Source organism: Seonamhaeicola sp. ML3, assembly GCF_023273855.1.
Classification (GTDB): Bacteria; Bacteroidota; Bacteroidia; order Flavobacteriales; family Flavobacteriaceae; genus Seonamhaeicola.
On record NZ_CP096884.1, the window covers coordinates 2,250,786 to 2,266,879 of the forward strand.

At 34.5% G+C, this 16,094-nt stretch carries 6 protein-coding genes; all 6 read left to right on the forward strand.

The genetic code is table 11. The features are described 5' to 3' along the window. Positions 1–43: 43 nt before the first annotated feature. The 6 genes from M0214_RS10025 to M0214_RS10045 all read left to right on the forward strand — a co-directional run bounded on the left by M0214_RS10025 (position 44) and on the right by M0214_RS10045 (position 16,053). Entirely contained in the window at positions 44–2,791 is a 2,748-nt protein-coding gene (locus tag M0214_RS10025) for an alpha-L-rhamnosidase (protein ID WP_248722430.1), read from the forward strand. A gap of 2 nt (positions 2,792–2,793) precedes the next feature. Then, a complete protein-coding gene (locus M0214_RS10030) occupies positions 2,794–6,081 on the forward strand; it encodes a glycosyl hydrolase (protein ID WP_248722431.1) in 3,288 nt (1,095 codons plus the stop codon). Positions 6,082–6,128: 47 nt separating this feature from the next. Beyond that, positions 6,129–9,386 (forward strand): glycosyl hydrolase, encoded by a 3,258-nt coding sequence (locus M0214_RS10035; protein WP_248722432.1) that lies wholly within the window; start codon positions 6,129–6,131, stop codon positions 9,384–9,386. A gap of 467 nt (positions 9,387–9,853) precedes the next feature. After that, positions 9,854–9,949: a hypothetical protein gene (locus M0214_RS15340; protein ID WP_371873558.1), complete on the forward strand. Its 96-nt coding sequence runs from the start codon at positions 9,854–9,856 to the stop codon at positions 9,947–9,949. A 108-nt stretch (positions 9,950–10,057) separates the two neighbouring features. Next, positions 10,058–12,955, forward strand: a complete 2,898-nt coding sequence (locus M0214_RS10040) for a sugar-binding domain-containing protein (protein WP_248722433.1) — start codon at positions 10,058–10,060, stop codon at positions 12,953–12,955. Next, positions 12,952–16,053, forward strand: a complete 3,102-nt coding sequence (locus M0214_RS10045) for a glycoside hydrolase family 2 TIM barrel-domain containing protein (RefSeq protein ID WP_248722434.1) — start codon at positions 12,952–12,954, stop codon at positions 16,051–16,053. Before M0214_RS10040 ends, M0214_RS10045 begins: the two co-directional genes overlap by 4 nt. Positions 16,054–16,094: the final 41 nt, after the last annotated feature.

The window sequence follows — 16,094 nt, forward strand, 5'->3', positions numbered from 1 at the left end:
ATTCAAGAACTATCAATTTTTAAATATGGTATCATAAAAACCAATGAGAATTAACATCATATGCATAGCACTTTTGCAATGTCTGCTCTTAGGCTGTAATGAAATATCCAAAAATACAGTTCAAGTTCCAGAGCAATTGCGAGTTTCTGAAGGATTTCAAAATCCTTTAGGTTTTTATGATGCTACACCTTCATTTTCGTGGAAATTATCACAAACTGTTAAAAATCAGATAGCATATAAAATTGTTGTAGCTTCAAAACCTGAATTGTTACCAAATCAACCAGATATTTGGAATTCAGGTAAGGTCACCTCAAATCAATCTACTTTTGTAAAATATGAGGGAAAAACTTTAAAATCTAGACAAAACGTATTTTGGCAAGTTCAATATTGGGATGAAAATGATAACCTATCAAGTTGGAGTGAAACAGCTCAAATTGAAATGGGTTTACTATCTAATACTGATTGGAAAGCCAAATGGGTAAAGATTCCAGACCCAAAAGAATGGGAAACTACTCAATATGGTACACGATTATTCAGACCACAATATTTAAGAAACGATTTTAAATTAGATGCTGAAGTAAAAAAAGCACGATTATATATTACTTCAAAAGGCGTATTTCAAGCACAAATTAATGGACAAAAAATTGAAAATGATGTGTTAACTCCAGGTTGGACACCTTATCACAAGCGTATTGAAACCCTAACCTATGATGTTACTGAAAATTTACAGAATGATAAAAATTCCATAGGGATTATCCTCGCTGAAGGATGGCATTCAGGAAGATTTGGACCTCGAAGAAGATGGGACACTGTAGTTGCTCCTCCTCAAGTAATTTGTCAGTTAGAAATTGAAGATATTAAAGGAAATATAAAAACAATAGTCTCTGATAAAAATTGGAAAGCCACTAGAAAAGGGTCTATTAGAACATCAGGATTGTATGATGGTGAAGTGTATGATGCAAATTTTGAAATGCCAAATTGGAGTCAACCTAATTTTGATGACAGTTCTTGGGAAACTGTGGAAACTGAAGACATCAATCCGAAAATCCAATTATTTCCTAAAAAGCATGCGCCCCTAAAAAATAAAATGGAGTTACAACCTGTTGAATTGATTCAAACAGAAGATAATTCAGTTTTATTCGATTTTGGTCAGAATATGGTTGGTGTTGTGCAGCTCAATATTCCCCTTAAAAGAGGCGATACCATTAAGCTAAGACATGGTGAAATGTTGGATGCTAATGGTGAATTGTTCACGAAAAATTTAGGTTCTGCAAAATCTGTAGATTATTACATCGCGAAAGAAAATAAAGTAGTTACTTGGCAACCTACATTTACCTTTCACGGTTTTCGTTATGTAGAGTTAAGTGGATTTAATTCAGCTTTCAAACCAGAAAAATCTTGGGTAACAGGATTGGTTCAGTATTCCGATTTTGAAATGCAAGGTCAATTCAAGTCTTCACACCCTAAACTCAACCAATTACATAGCAATATTCAATGGGGATTACGAGGAAACTTTTTTGATATACCTTTAGATTGTCCGCAGCGCAGTGAACGTTTGGGTTGGACAGGCGATGCGCAAGTGTTTATTCCTACTTCGCTATTCTTATCGGAAACCCATGCCTTTTGGTCTGCTTGGTTAGCAAGTATGCGCGAAGAACAATTTACCAACGGCGGTGTACCTGTGGTTGTGCCAAACTTTACCGGGAAATTTGCACAAGCAGGTTGGTCTGATGCTTGTACCATTGTACCATGGGAGTTGTATTTTAGAACAGGTGACCTTGGCGTTTTAGAAGATAATTATGCCATGATGAAACGTTGGTGTGATTATCATACTTCAGAAGCAACAAACCATTTAAGCCACATGTCTACAGTTGGCGATTGGTTGCAGCCCTATTCTCAACAAAAAGATGACAGAAGAGGCGATACCCCGAATACCCTAATTTCTACAGCATTTTATGCGCAGTCTGTTAAATTAACTATGAAAGCCGCTAAAATTCTAGGTTTCAATGAAGATAAAAAGTATTATGAGCAACTTTTAGACTCAATTTCTATAGCTTTTGAAAACGAATATTTCAATAATGAAGGTAAAATAGAACAACCTTATACACCAACTCAAACAGGTTACTTATTGGCTTTAGGATTTGATATTTTATCTGAAGAAATAGCAAATAAGGCTATTCATCATTTGCTTAAAGAAATTGAAAATACCGATAATCATCTAAGAACAGGGTTTATAGGCACGCCTTTACTAGCACCAGTTTTAGATAAAACAGGTCATACTGATAAATTGTTTGAAATTTTATTTAAAGAAACCTATCCTTCGTGGTTTTACAGCATCAATCAAGGAGCTACCACAATGTGGGAACGTTGGGATGGATACACTCACGATAATGGTTTTGCAGATAGAGCCTTGTCCTTTAATCATTATGCTTATGGCGCAATTGGGCAATGGATGTACGAGCGAATTGCAGGTATTTCACCTTTAGAAGCAGGCTATAAAAAGATACTTTTTGCACCTATGCCTCACTTAAAGTTAAATGAAGCTTCAGGGAGTTATGAATCACAATATGGAAAAATTACGTCTAATTGGAAGTTTGAGGGTAGCGATTTTATCTACAATATTAGCATACCACCCAACACGTCAGCAAAAGTTATACTTCCATTTTTTAGCGATACAGCAAATTTGACTCTAAATGGTCAAACTCCTGTATTTGATAAAGAAAAAAACACTGTAGTTATCGATGATTTAATCAGTGGAGACTATAAAATTATATATAAAAACGCGAGATAAATATGAAATATAAACTGAGTTTAGTTTTAATAATATACTGCTTTGTTTTTGGTGTAACAAAATCCAATGCACAAGAAAATGAAAATTCTTCTATTGAACAAAACTTCAAAAATCCTCCAGCTTCAGTTAAGCCTCGTACTTGGATGCACGCCATAGATGGAAACATGAGTAAGGAAGGTCTGACTAAAGACTTAGAGGCGATGCAACGTGTGGGTATTGGTGGTATTTTATTATTCAATATCGACCAAAAAATTCCAGATGGAAAAATAAAATATGGCTCACCTGAACATCACGAAATGTTAAAACATGCAGCAGCAGAATGTGAGCGTTTAGGCTTGAGTTTTGGAATACATAATTGCGATGGTTGGTCTTCAAGTGGTGGTCCTTGGATTACACCAGAACAAAGTATGAAAATGCTGGTTTGGAGCGAACTTCAAGTAAAAGGAGATCAATTAAATGTAAAGTTACCACAACCCACGAAAAGGGAAGACTACTACAAAGATGTTGCTGTTTTAGCGTATCCTTCACTACCTTCTGAATTAGATGATGCTTCCAATAAGCCTATCATTACATCATCAGTACTAAATGCAAAAACAGAAGGTTTAGTTGATAATTTACTTGATGGTAGATTAGTACTTCCTAAAAAGAAAAATGCACTTCCTTGGTTACAGTATGAGTATCCAGAGGTAAAGACGATTCGTTCGGTTTTAATCGTCTGTAACCAACGTGACCCAATTGCTACACTGCAAGTCTCTAATGATGGTATTAATTTTACAGCGGTTCGAGAACTTTATACAGTACGTACAGGAAAAAGAGAGTGGACTATTAATGATAGTTTTGAGGCTGTAACGTCAAAGTACTTTAGAATAACGTTTAACCAAACAATGTCTTTGCAAGAAGCCCGTTTATCCAATACGCAAAGCATTCACAATGTCATGGGGCGTATTAGTATGGGACGTACAGAAGACTCGAATTTGACACCTATTGGACAACCTGAAAAGTCTATGGTTATTGATAAAAGCAGTATCATAAACTTAACGTCACACCTAAAACCTGATGGTTCATTGCAAGCAAAATTACCAAAAGGTGACTGGACGATAATGCGTTTTGGTTATACATCAACAGGAGCGTTTAATAATCCTGCTTCAGATGCTGGTAGAGGTTTAGAATGTGATAAATTTAGCAAACTAGCTTTTAAAACTCATTACGATGCTTTTGTTAAAAAAGTAATTGAGAACACCAAAAAAATAGCACCAAATGCAATGCAATATGCAGAGATAGACAGCTACGAAATGGGTGGACAAAATTGGACTGATAATTATGAGCATTTATTCAAAGAAAAATATGGGTATAATTTAATAGATGTTTTACCTCTTTATGCAGGGCGTTTTGTGGAAAGTCATGAGGTTTCTGATGCTATACTTTGGGATGTACGTCAATTCAACTGTCATTTAATGGCAGAGAATTACTTTGGTTATTTTGCGGAGTTGTGTAAACAAGATGGTATTAAAAGTTATATAGAACCTTATGGTTTTGGACCACTCAATGATTTAGATGTTGGTGCCAAAGCAGATATTAATATGGGCGAATTCTGGATGGGTCGCGAAATGACTATGGTTCAGTCTGCGGTATCTGCCTCGCATATTTACGGTAAAAATGTGACCTCAGCAGAATCCTTTACATCAAATCCACAGATTAACTGGAAAGGGCATCCTGCACTAGCAAAAACTTCAGGTGATTTGGCTTGGGTATATGGTGTCAACGAATTTATGTTTCATCGTTTTACGCATCAAGCCAACCCAAATGTTGCTCCTGGAATGACCATGGGTAGATGGGGTTTTCATTTTGATAGAGTTCAACCTTGGTGGGATAATGCAGGAAAAGCTTGGTTTACCTATATGATGCGTGGACAGTACTTGTTACGTCAAGGAGTTCCTGTATCCGATTTTTTAGTTTTTATTGGCGGTGGTTCTCCAAACTCAGTGTATTTGCGTAAAGATTTTGAACCCGAAATTCCAGTAGGAACAAACTTTGATTGTACCAATGCTGATGTACTTTTCAATCGTGTAAAGATTAAAAATAAAACCTTAGTACTTCCCGAAGGTACAACTTATAAGAGTTTAGTACTTAAAAATTCTAAAAAATTAAGTCTGTCGAGTTTAAAACGGATTTATGAAATAGCAAAAACGGGAGTTCCTGTAATTGGCGAATTACCTGAGCAATCAGCAGGCTATTTCAATACTGCTGAAGAGAAAGCTGAGTTTTCAAAAATTGCAGCGGCCTTTAAAGCCTTACCAAATGTATATGCTGGTTTTTCTTGGGAAAAAATGATGAATAAAGAAAAGATTGTCAGTGATTTTACTATTGAAGGTCGAGATGATATACCTTTTATTCATCGAAAAGAAGAGAAGATGGATATGTACTTTTTCTTCAACCCAAATGACTCAAAGCAACTGTTTGAATGTAATTTTAATATTGAAGGGAAAATTCCAGAACTATGGAATCCGATGAATGGTGAAATTATTAAAACGGCTCAGTTTAAACATCAAAATGGTAAAACCAAAGTTTGGATTCATTTGGAGGCTGAAGAATCTGTATTTGTGGTATTTAAAGAAGCGTCAGTAGGTGTACCTACAATTACAGATATTGATAAAATTTCATCGGCATCTTATGTATTAACTTCTACGAATGCATTGCAAGAAGAAAAACCAGGAGAAACTATAGACCTAACTTTTGAAGATGATTGGAGTGTTATTTTTCCAAGCCTAAATTCCGAAGAAAAACGTTTCAAATTCCCAGAATTGATAGATTTATCGAAACATGATGTTGAAGACATAAAATATTATTCTGGAACTGCTGTTTATGAAAACGAATTTAAAATTAGTAGAAAACAACTGGCTAAAAATACAATGTATACCTTAGATTTAGGAGAAGTAGCCATAGCAGGAAAAGTTACTGTAAATGGAACTGATTTAGGAGTAGTTTGGAAAGCACCTTTTGAAATAGATATTACTTCGGTATTGAAAAAAGGTATCAATACTATAAAAATAGAAGTGAGCAACCAATGGACAAATCGACTTATTGGTGATGAACAATATCCAAATGAAACTGGATTTAACAGAAAAGCTGAAGTGATGCCAGATTGGTTTTTAAACAACGAGCCAGCACCTTTAAAAAAGCGTTCTACGTTTACAATTACCAATTTTTACGGACGTGATAAAACCTTACTATCAGCAGGTTTAATCGGACCAATTACAATAAAAACAACCAAGAAAACAACTATAAAATAGTTTTAACTAAACCTATTGAAACAGACACTATAAAACTAACTTTACTCATGAAAAAAATGTCAACTTATCAACCAAAATTATTGTTGCTTCTAGTATTTGTTCTACTATGTTCATGTAATGAATCAAAGAGTCAACAAATTTCAGAACAGAAATTCGAAGTCATCAAATCGGATTTCGTTACGCCTTCCGAAGAAAATACCATTTGGTGTTATTGGTATTGGATAAATGATGATATCTCAAAAGATGGTATTACCAAAGATTTACTGGCCATGAAAAAAGCTGGAATTGGTGGTGCCTTAATAGGCAATATCAATCCTGCACATAAAGATGGAAAAGTCCCGATGTTGAGCGAAGATTGGTGGAGTCACATGGTGCATGCTGTTGTAGAAGGCAAGCGTATTGGGGTAGATATTGGTATTTTCAATTGTCCTGGTTGGAGTCAAAGTGGTGGGCCATGGGTAGATTATACCAAGGCGATGCGTTATTTAACTTTTAGTGAAACTATGGTTTCAGGAGGTAAAGCATTAACATTATCATTAAAAAAGCCAAAAGAAAAGTTTCAAGACACCCACACTTTTGCGTTCAAATCTTCAGATGTTGAAAAAAGAAGCACACAATTTATTCCTACAAAAATTACTGCTAACTGGAGCGATGTTGATATAAGTGTTTTGTCTGATGGCAATAAGGAAGCAGATACCAGCTTTAAACTAAAGAAAGGAAAACCTTTAGAAATTAGTTTTGACCTTGCTGAACCGATTACAGCACGTTCTATAACTATTATTCCAAGTAGAGCGTTTAAATGTAATATGAGTTTATTTGCTGTGATTGATGGTAAAGAGAAATTAGTAAAAGAATTTCAGTTTGACCGTTTTCGCATTACACCAAATGTAGCGTCAATCGAAACAGGCGATTTCGCAACGGTTTTACCAGAAACGAAAGCCGATAAATTCATTCTAAAATGCACTAATTTTAGAGATAAAAGAGGTGGATATGGTTTTGCTGAAATCAACATCTCTGAAGCTCCTGTACTGGATAAATACATAGAGAAACAATTGGGTAAAATGCATTCCACACCAAAACCTGATTGGGATACCTACATTTTTGGAAGACAAGAAGAACTAAAAGACAAGAGTTTTACGATTAACCCAGATGGGGTTATCGATTTGAGTGATAAATTGGATGAAAATGGCGTTCTAAATTGGGATGCACCAGAGGGGAATTGGACGATTATGAGAATGGGAATGACCCCAACAGGTACAAAAAATGCACCGGCTGCACCTCAAGGTGTTGGTTATGAAATTGATAAAATGAATAGCGGTTTGGCACAATATCATTTTGATAATTTTGTAGGTGAATTTTTAAAGCGTATTCCAGAAGAAAGCAAATCAGCTTTTAAATATGTTGTAGCAGATAGTTACGAACAAGGTTCTCAAAACTGGACAGATGGTTATGAAGTAAAGTTCAAAGAAAAATACGGATACGACCCTATTCCATTTTTACCAGTGTTGTCTGGTAGAATTGTAGGAAGTGTGGAACTATCCGAACGTTTTCTTTGGGATTTACGTCGTTCTATTGCCGATGATGTGGCTTACGAATATGTAGGAGGTCTTAAAAAAGCAAGTAACAAACACAATTTAAAAACTTGGCTAGAGAATTATGGACATTGGGGTTTTCCTAGTGAATTTATGATGTATGGTGGCCAGTCGGATTTAGTTGCTGGCGAGTTTTGGAATGAAGGAACATTGGGTAATATCGAATGTAAAGCTTCCTCTTCTACAGCACATACGTATGGTAAACCAATTACTTCTGCTGAAGCATTTACCTCATCTAGAAGAGCCTATTTAAGGCATCCTGAAATGCTTAAAAAACGAGGCGATTGGGCATTAACCGAAGGTATCAATCATTTTGTACTGCATTTGTACATTCAACAACCAGATGATAATAGAAAACCAGGAATGAATGCTTGGTTTGGTACAGAATTCAATCGTCACAACACTTGGTTTAGTCAAGCAGATAGCTATTTTGATTATTTACGTCGTTGTCAACACTTATTGCAACAAGGTAAATACGTAGCTGATGTTTGTTATTTTATTGGGGAAGATGCTCCTATTATGACTGGAGGTAGATTACCAGAAATTCCAAAAGGGTATTCCTACGATTATATAAATGCAGAAGTCATTATAGACAGACTTTCTGTTAAAGATGGTCGTTTTGTATTGCCAGATGGTATGAGTTATAAAGTAATGGTATTACCACCTTTTAAAACCATGCGTCCAGAACTATTGACCAAGTTGGAACAATTAGTTGCGCAAGGAGGAACAATTTTAGGACAAAAACCAGAAAAATCACCAAGTTTAACAAATTATCCTACATCTGATGAAATAGTAAACGATTTGGCAAGTAAAATGTGGAATGCCAATTATGTCGATGGCAAAATGAAAGCAACCTATGGAAAAGGAAAAATTTGGGATGGTTATGAGCTAGCTGAAGTTTTTTCAGAACTAAATTTAGCTAAAGACCTTGATGTTCCAGCAGATACGCCCATACTTTGGATACACAGAAACATGCCAGGTATGGATGTTTATTTCATATCAAACCAAAGTGATGACAAACTAGACATAGCACCTGTTTTTAGAACCGATAAAGGTTTAAAACCACAATTATGGAATGCCCTAACCGGAGAAATTAGAGACTTGCCAGAGTATGAAATAACTCCAACTGGAATTAAAGTACCACTACAATTTGAAGGAGCGCAAAGTTGGTTTGTTGTTTTTAATAAGGAAGCCAAAACCGATAAAGCATCTAATTTCCCAGAATACAAACCGCTAGTAACATTAGATAAAGACTTTAATGTCGATTTTCAAAATAAAGAGATAGGACCAAAAGAAACCCTTTTGTTTAACAAACTACAAGATTGGTCAACTTCAGATAATGAACAGATAAAATTCTATTCAGGTACAGCAAAATATACCAAAACCTTTACAATTGAAGAACTTCCTGAGAATCAAGAAATGTATATCAATTTAGGAAACGTATCAGTGATGGCGAAAGTGAAATTAAATGGAAAAGCTATTGGAGGTGTATGGATGGCACCTTACCGATTAAATATTTCAGAAGCTATCAAAAAAGGGGAAAACAAACTAGAAATAGAAGTCGTAAACTTATGGCGTAATCAATTGATTAGAGATAAATCTCGTGCAGAAGACGAAAAGTACACTTGGATAGTTATCGATAAAATCACACCTGAATCTCCATTGCAAAAATCAGGTTTGATGGGGCCTGTTGTAATTGAAACTTTTAAGTAAGAATCAATCAAAAGATGAAACATTTTATCATAGTATTGTGTGCATTACAATTAATATCTTGTAAGGTCCTATCAAGAAAGAAAAACAGAAGTAAAAAAGTAGCAAATGTAGTTTTTATTTTAACTGATTAATGGAGGGCTCAAGACCTTGGTTTTGCAGGGAACATTCAAGTTATAGCGCCTGTTACATCAATAAGTTTTTCTAATTCATTATTAATTTTTGTCACCTATTTTATAGATTTTATTGTCATAACATTAAGTATCAAATATAACCGTGAGAATGACATTAATAGTAATTATTGGTACGATGCTAATAGTATTTTATAGTTCCTGTTATAATCAACCTAAAACTAAGAGTAAGCCAAATATCTTAATATAAAACATTGATGATATGAGGTGGAAAGATGTTGGTTTTTGGGAAGTGAATATTACGAAATGCCAAATATAAAAGCACTTTCCGCCAAAGGTATGGTATTTACTAATGGTTATGCAGCATCCGAAAATTGTGCACGCAGTAGAGCTTATTTAATAACTGAACTTTGGATTCCGCGGCACTATATTTAAATGGTAAATTCTTCCGAAAGAGGAGAGTCCAAAGACCGTAAATTCATGCCAACACCTAATAACACTATATTGACACCTGAATACAAATAATAAAATAAGACTAAAAAAATGAAATTTTTAAAAGTTGTAATAATATTACTATCTACACTAACATTTGCGCAAGAAACAATTAATCTTGACGGACAATGGCAAGTAAAACTAGACCCTGAAAATAAAGGCTTAGAAGAAGAGTGGTTTAAAAACGCATCATTTGCTAATAAATTGGATTTACCAGGATGCATTCAGGAGCAAGGTTATGGAGAAGTTCCTGGACCGCAAACAATTTGGTGGGATGGCAACACCTTAGGAGGATGGTTTAAATCAAGACCATGGGTTAAAGAATATAATACCCCCGAAAATTTTAAAACGCAGGCTTTCTTAGTACCCGATCGCTATTATATAGGTGCTGCTTGGTTTATAAAAGAGGTTAGCATTCCTCAAGATTGGAATAATAAGAATTTAAAGTTCTATTTAGAACGTTGCCATTGGGAAACCAAGCTTTGGGTAGATGGAGAATTTATAGGGTCAAATCGAAGTTTAGGAACACCTCATGAGTATTTGTTGAGCAACTTGAAATCTGGTAAACACACTATAGCATTACGAGTAGACAATTCTAGTAAAGTAAATTTAGGAACCAGAGCGCACGCTACTTCCGATCAAACTGCAGGAACCTGGAATGGAATTGTGGGTAAAATGGAATTAAGGCAGCAAGCACCAATTTTTATTAAAAGCGTGCGTACATTTCCTAATATTAGTGAAAAAATAGTTAATGTTGAAGTTGAGATAAAGGGATTACAAGCATTTGAAAAAGCCTATTGGAAACTTGAAATAGATGCAAAAGGTTATAATGGAAATAAGCACAACCCAGAATCAAAAATTTTCTCAGGAAAAATAAAGCGAAATGCTAGCACAATTGTCAATTTAACTTATCCACTAGGGGAAGGCATGCAGATTTGGGATGAGTTTACGCCCAATTTATATCATCTCATGCTTAACCTAAAAGTAAAACAGAATAAAAAAACGTATAAGGATACATATGGGTTAAACTTTGGAATGAAAGAATTCAAGGTTAGTGGCTCGCAGTTTACAATGAATGGGCTAAAAACTTTTTTAAGAGGAAATGCAGACTGCGCTGTTATGCCCAAGACAGGATATGCACCAATGGATGTTGCTTCGTGGAAAAAGGTTTGGAAAACCTACAAAGATTTTGGTTTAAATATGGCACGTTTTCATTCTTGGTGTCCTCCAAAAGCAGCATTTATAGCAGCCGATGAAATCGGAATTTATCTTGCTCCAGAAGTTATGGAGTGGGCATCTGTAAACTCACAAGCTCAACTTGATTTTTTCTTAGAAGAATCTAAAAAAATATTAGAAACCTATGGTAATCATGCATCGTTTATTCAAATGGGATTGGGAAATGAGAAAGGTGGAGATGCTGAAATTTTTAAGACACTTTTAGCATCTTGGAAAGCCTGGGACAGTCGTCATTTATACACCATAAAGGCAAATGCGAACTACGAGAAAAAAGGATTTGCTAATATAGGAGCCGATTTTGAAGTGCTAAGAAAATCTGGAAAAGAACCATCAGTACCAGCCCGTTATCAAGCAGGATGGCCTCCAAAGCCTAAAAATTCAGCCTTTATTAATAGAGCTCCCCAAACAGTAATTAATTGGCAAGAAGCTGTAAAAAGAGAAAAACGTCCAATCATTCAGCATGAAACCGCTCAAATTTGTGCTTTTCCAGATATTGAAAGTGAGCTGCCAAAATACACAGGTTATTTAAAACCTACGTATTTAGAAATAGCCAGAGATCAAATGAAAAAACGAGGTTTGTATAATCAGCTTTCAGACTTTGTAGAAGCTTCTGGGAAATGGCAAGTAGCGTTAACAAGAGAAGAATTTGAAGCAGCATATAGAACACCTGGTTTAGCTGGCTTCCATTGGTTGGGTTTAGCCGATTTTACTGGGCAACATACTGCACCTGTAGGATTTACTGATGCATTTTATGATGCGAAGTCATATGTGAATCCAAAAGAGGTTAGACAATGGAATGCCCCAACAGTATTATTGGCGGCTATGCCTCAGCGAATATTTACTTCAATAAAAGATTTTAAAGCTGATATTTTAGTGAGTCATTTTGGTAAGGAAAACTTGAACTTAAAAGTTATTGCTGAATTAAAGAATGATGTGGGGGAGGTATTAAAAGCTTGGGAACTACCTCAAAAAATGATAACTCAAGGTAGTGGGCAAAAATTGGGTAAAATCTCAGGTACTAATCTTGAATTATTTGAAGCTAGTCATTTGGTGTTAGAACTGAAATCAGAAGATAAACAGTTTTTTAATACTTACGATTTATGGTTTTTTCCAAAGGTTAAGTCTCTGGAAATACCTGAAAATATTGTAGTAGCCCAAGTTTTGGATGAAAATGTAGAGGAACATTTAAAGTATGGAAAAACAGTACTGTTATTACCTAAGCAACACAATTTAAAAGACCAATTACCTATTTGTTTTACCAATCATTATTGGACAAGCTTTGGTAAAAATGATGGACAATCTTCAGCTACGGGAGTGTTATTTGATACAACACACCCTGTTTTTAAAAATTTCCCAACAGAAACACATATAAATTGGCAATGGTGGGATGTTTTGACACATGCACATCCTATGGTTTTAGATTCTTATAATTCTAAAAATCCTTGGCCAAAAACCTATAAATCTCCATTACAACCTATTGATAGTTGGAAGATTAACAGAAAACTTGCTTTATTAGTAGAAGCTAAAGTTGGAGAAGGTAAACTACTAATTTGTTCTATTGATATTGAAACAGATTTAGATAATCGACCTGCTACGAAACTACTAAGAAATAACCTACTAGACTATATATCATCTAGAGATTTTAATCCCAACGAAGAAATAGATATGGCAACCATTAAAGAAATTTTTGATTTTCAAAACGACAATAAATGAAAAATGTAAAGAATATAATTGGATTGCTATTTGTTATTATTTTTTTAACGAACAATGTAAAAGCCCAAAACAACGATTGGGAAAATCAACATGTTACTCAGATAAATAAAGAGCTACCCACAGCTACTTTATTTTATGGTGATAGTTCTGAGGATGTAACATCGCTAAATGGTAATTGGAATTTTGCCTATTATAAAGATGTTAGTGAAGTTCCTAACGATACAGAACCAAAAGTATGGGAAACAATTAAAGTCCCTGGTACTTGGGAAATGCAAGGTTTTGGAACACCAATTTATACGAATCAAATCTATCCTTTTGATAAAAATCCGCCATTTATTTCGGGAGTTAATAGTAATCCAGTAGGGATTTACCAAACTGAATTTGATATTTCAGAAATAAAAGAAAAGCAAGTTTACATAAATTTTGGGAGTGTAGCTTCCGCATTTTACTTATGGATAAATGACCAAAAGGTTGGCTATAGTCAAGATTCTTGGTCTCCAGCAACATTTAATATTTCAAAATATATTAAAAAAGGAAGAAATACCCTCCGCATGCAAGTCTTTCGTTGGAGCGATGGAAGTTATTTAGAAGATCAAGATGGTTGGAGAATGAGTGGTATTTTTAGAGATGTTTTTTTAGTTGAAAAAGAAGCAGTGCATATTAAAGATTACTTTGCCAAAGCTACCCTAGAAGATAATAACGGTAAATTAGATTTACAAATAGATTTAAGTAACAAGCTAAATAAGAAACTTAAAAAATATTCGCTTAAAATTTCTATAAACGATGAAAAAGGTAAATCACTTACAAGTGCTAATTTAACTGCAAATGCTAAGTTCAATTTGTCATATAAAATTCCTGATATTAAGCCTTGGTCTAACGAAGTTCCTAACCTTTACACTTTGACAATTCAATTGATTAAAGGAAAATCTTTGGTAGATGAAGTGGAAGCTAAAATAGGTTTTAGAACTGTTGCACTTTCTGAGAAAAACGAACTATTACTTAATGGTAAACCTTTCATTATTAAAGGAGTAAATATTGTAGAACACGATCCTATTCACGGTAAATACATAGCCAAGGAGCGTATGGAACAGCAAATAAAGCTCTTAAAACAATACAACATTAATACAATAAGAACGGCGCATTATCCAGCAGATCCATTTTTATATAAATTATGTGACGAATATGGAATGTTAGTAATTGATGAAGCTAATGTAGAATCTCAAGGGATGAAGTATGAAGAAGCCTCACTAGCCAAAGATGCAAGTTGGGAAAAAGCCCATGTTGAGCGTTTGGAAGCGATGATGCAGCGTGACAAAAATCATCCCTCAATTATATTATGGTCATTTGGTAACGAAGCTGGAAATGGTGTTAATATAGAAGCTATGCAGCGCAAAGCAAAAGAATTGGATAAAAGTCGCCCAACTCATTATCACATTATTGACGGAGGCGTATCCTACGATACTTACGGAGGTGGTATCATAAAATTTGGAAAGCCAAATACATTTGGACGCTATCAATCTGTAGATGATATGGAATATTTAGGGAAAAACGGAACAGATAAACCCTATTTATTGAATGAATTTGCACATTCTATGGGGAACAGTACTGGTAATTTACAAGAATATGTAGATGTTTTTGAAAAATATCCAAATCTTATTGGAGGATGTATCTGGGATTGGGTAGACCAAGGATTGACAAAAAGCACAAATGGATTATTTGGAAATAAAATTGAAAATGTAGAAAACGCTCACGAACAGGCAAAACAACCAGGAGCAAATTATTATTGGGCCTTTGGTGGTAGTTTTGGTGACACACCCAACTCAGGTAGTTTTTGTATCAATGGTTTGGTATTTCCAGATTTAACCACAAGTAGTAAAACTGAAGAAGTAAAAAAAGCCTATCAAAACATTGCTTTCAAATTAGTTGATTTTGATTCTGGTACAATTCAGATTAAAAATAAGTATCAAGTAAACAATACAGAACAATTCAACTTTGAATGGATATTGTTAAAAGACGGAAAAGAAGTAAAGCGCGAACCATTCAATGTAAATATAGAAGGATTATCAGAAAATCAAATCGAATTGCCAAAATGGACTCCTATACTAACAGATGAAAACGAATACGTTTTACAAATTAGCGCAAGCCTTAAAACAGAAACAAATTGGGCAAAATCGGGACATGAAGTTGCTTATGAAGAATGGATTATCTCTCCGAAAACACCTGAAAAATTCAATCTAAAAAACACAAAATCCATCACAATTAAAGAAGATAAAAACGAGGTTGTTCTTATAGGTGCGAATCATCAATTTACATTTGATAAAACGTTAGGTAATTTAGCGAAGCTAAATAAAGACGGTAAAACTATCATTGAAGGTGGTATGCAATTATCATTTTATAGAGCAACTATTGATAATGATAGATCCTTTCGAAAAGCATGGAAAACATTTCGCCCAGATCAATTGCAATATGAAGTTAACAGTTTCACTTCAGAAAATATTGAAGGAAACGTACGTGTAACCATAAACAAAACATTTACTGCACCAGAAACCAGTAGTGGTATAAATACAAAGGAAGTTTTTTTAATAACAAACAACGGAGAAATGCTTCTAGATGTTTCTTTAGATTATTTTGGAGATGATGTGCCACCATCATTACCAAGAATAGGATATACAGCAAAACTGCCAAAATCTTACAATGAGGTAAATTGGTATGGAAAAGGACCAGGAAGTTCGTATAACGATAGAAAAACAGCGATGAAAATGGGAATTTATTCGATGACGATTGATGATATGTTTACCAATTATATCAAACCACAAGCCAATGGAAATCGATCAGAAGTAAGATGGGTTTATGTTGGGAAAGAAAACCTTATTAAAATTAAAGGGGCTAAACCATTTCATTTTTCGTTACAAAAATACGATGCTAAAACTTTAGCAAAAGCTCGTTTTTCATATCAATTAAAAGAGAATAAACATAATATCTTATACATCGATTTTGAGCATGGTCCAGTAGGTAATGGAAGTTGTGGTCCAAGTCCATTGCAAAAGTATATGGTAAATCCAGAAGCTAAAACATATCAACTAAAAATGGAGTTTTAGAAATTAATTTATGGGAAAAACTCATATAAAATATTTGAGTA

Coding starts and splice junctions, on each gene's coding strand:
- M0214_RS10025 (WP_248722430.1), top strand. CDS start 44: ATGAGAATTAACATCATATGCATAGCACTTTTGCAATGTCTGCTCTTA.
- M0214_RS10030 (WP_248722431.1), top strand. CDS start 2,794: ATGAAATATAAACTGAGTTTAGTTTTAATAATATACTGCTTTGTTTTT.
- M0214_RS10035 (WP_248722432.1), top strand. CDS start 6,129: ATGAAAAAAATGTCAACTTATCAACCAAAATTATTGTTGCTTCTAGTA.
- M0214_RS15340 (WP_371873558.1), top strand. CDS start 9,854: ATGGTATTTACTAATGGTTATGCAGCATCCGAAAATTGTGCACGCAGT.
- M0214_RS10040 (WP_248722433.1), top strand. CDS start 10,058: ATGAAATTTTTAAAAGTTGTAATAATATTACTATCTACACTAACATTT.
- M0214_RS10045 (WP_248722434.1), top strand. CDS start 12,952: ATGAAAAATGTAAAGAATATAATTGGATTGCTATTTGTTATTATTTTT.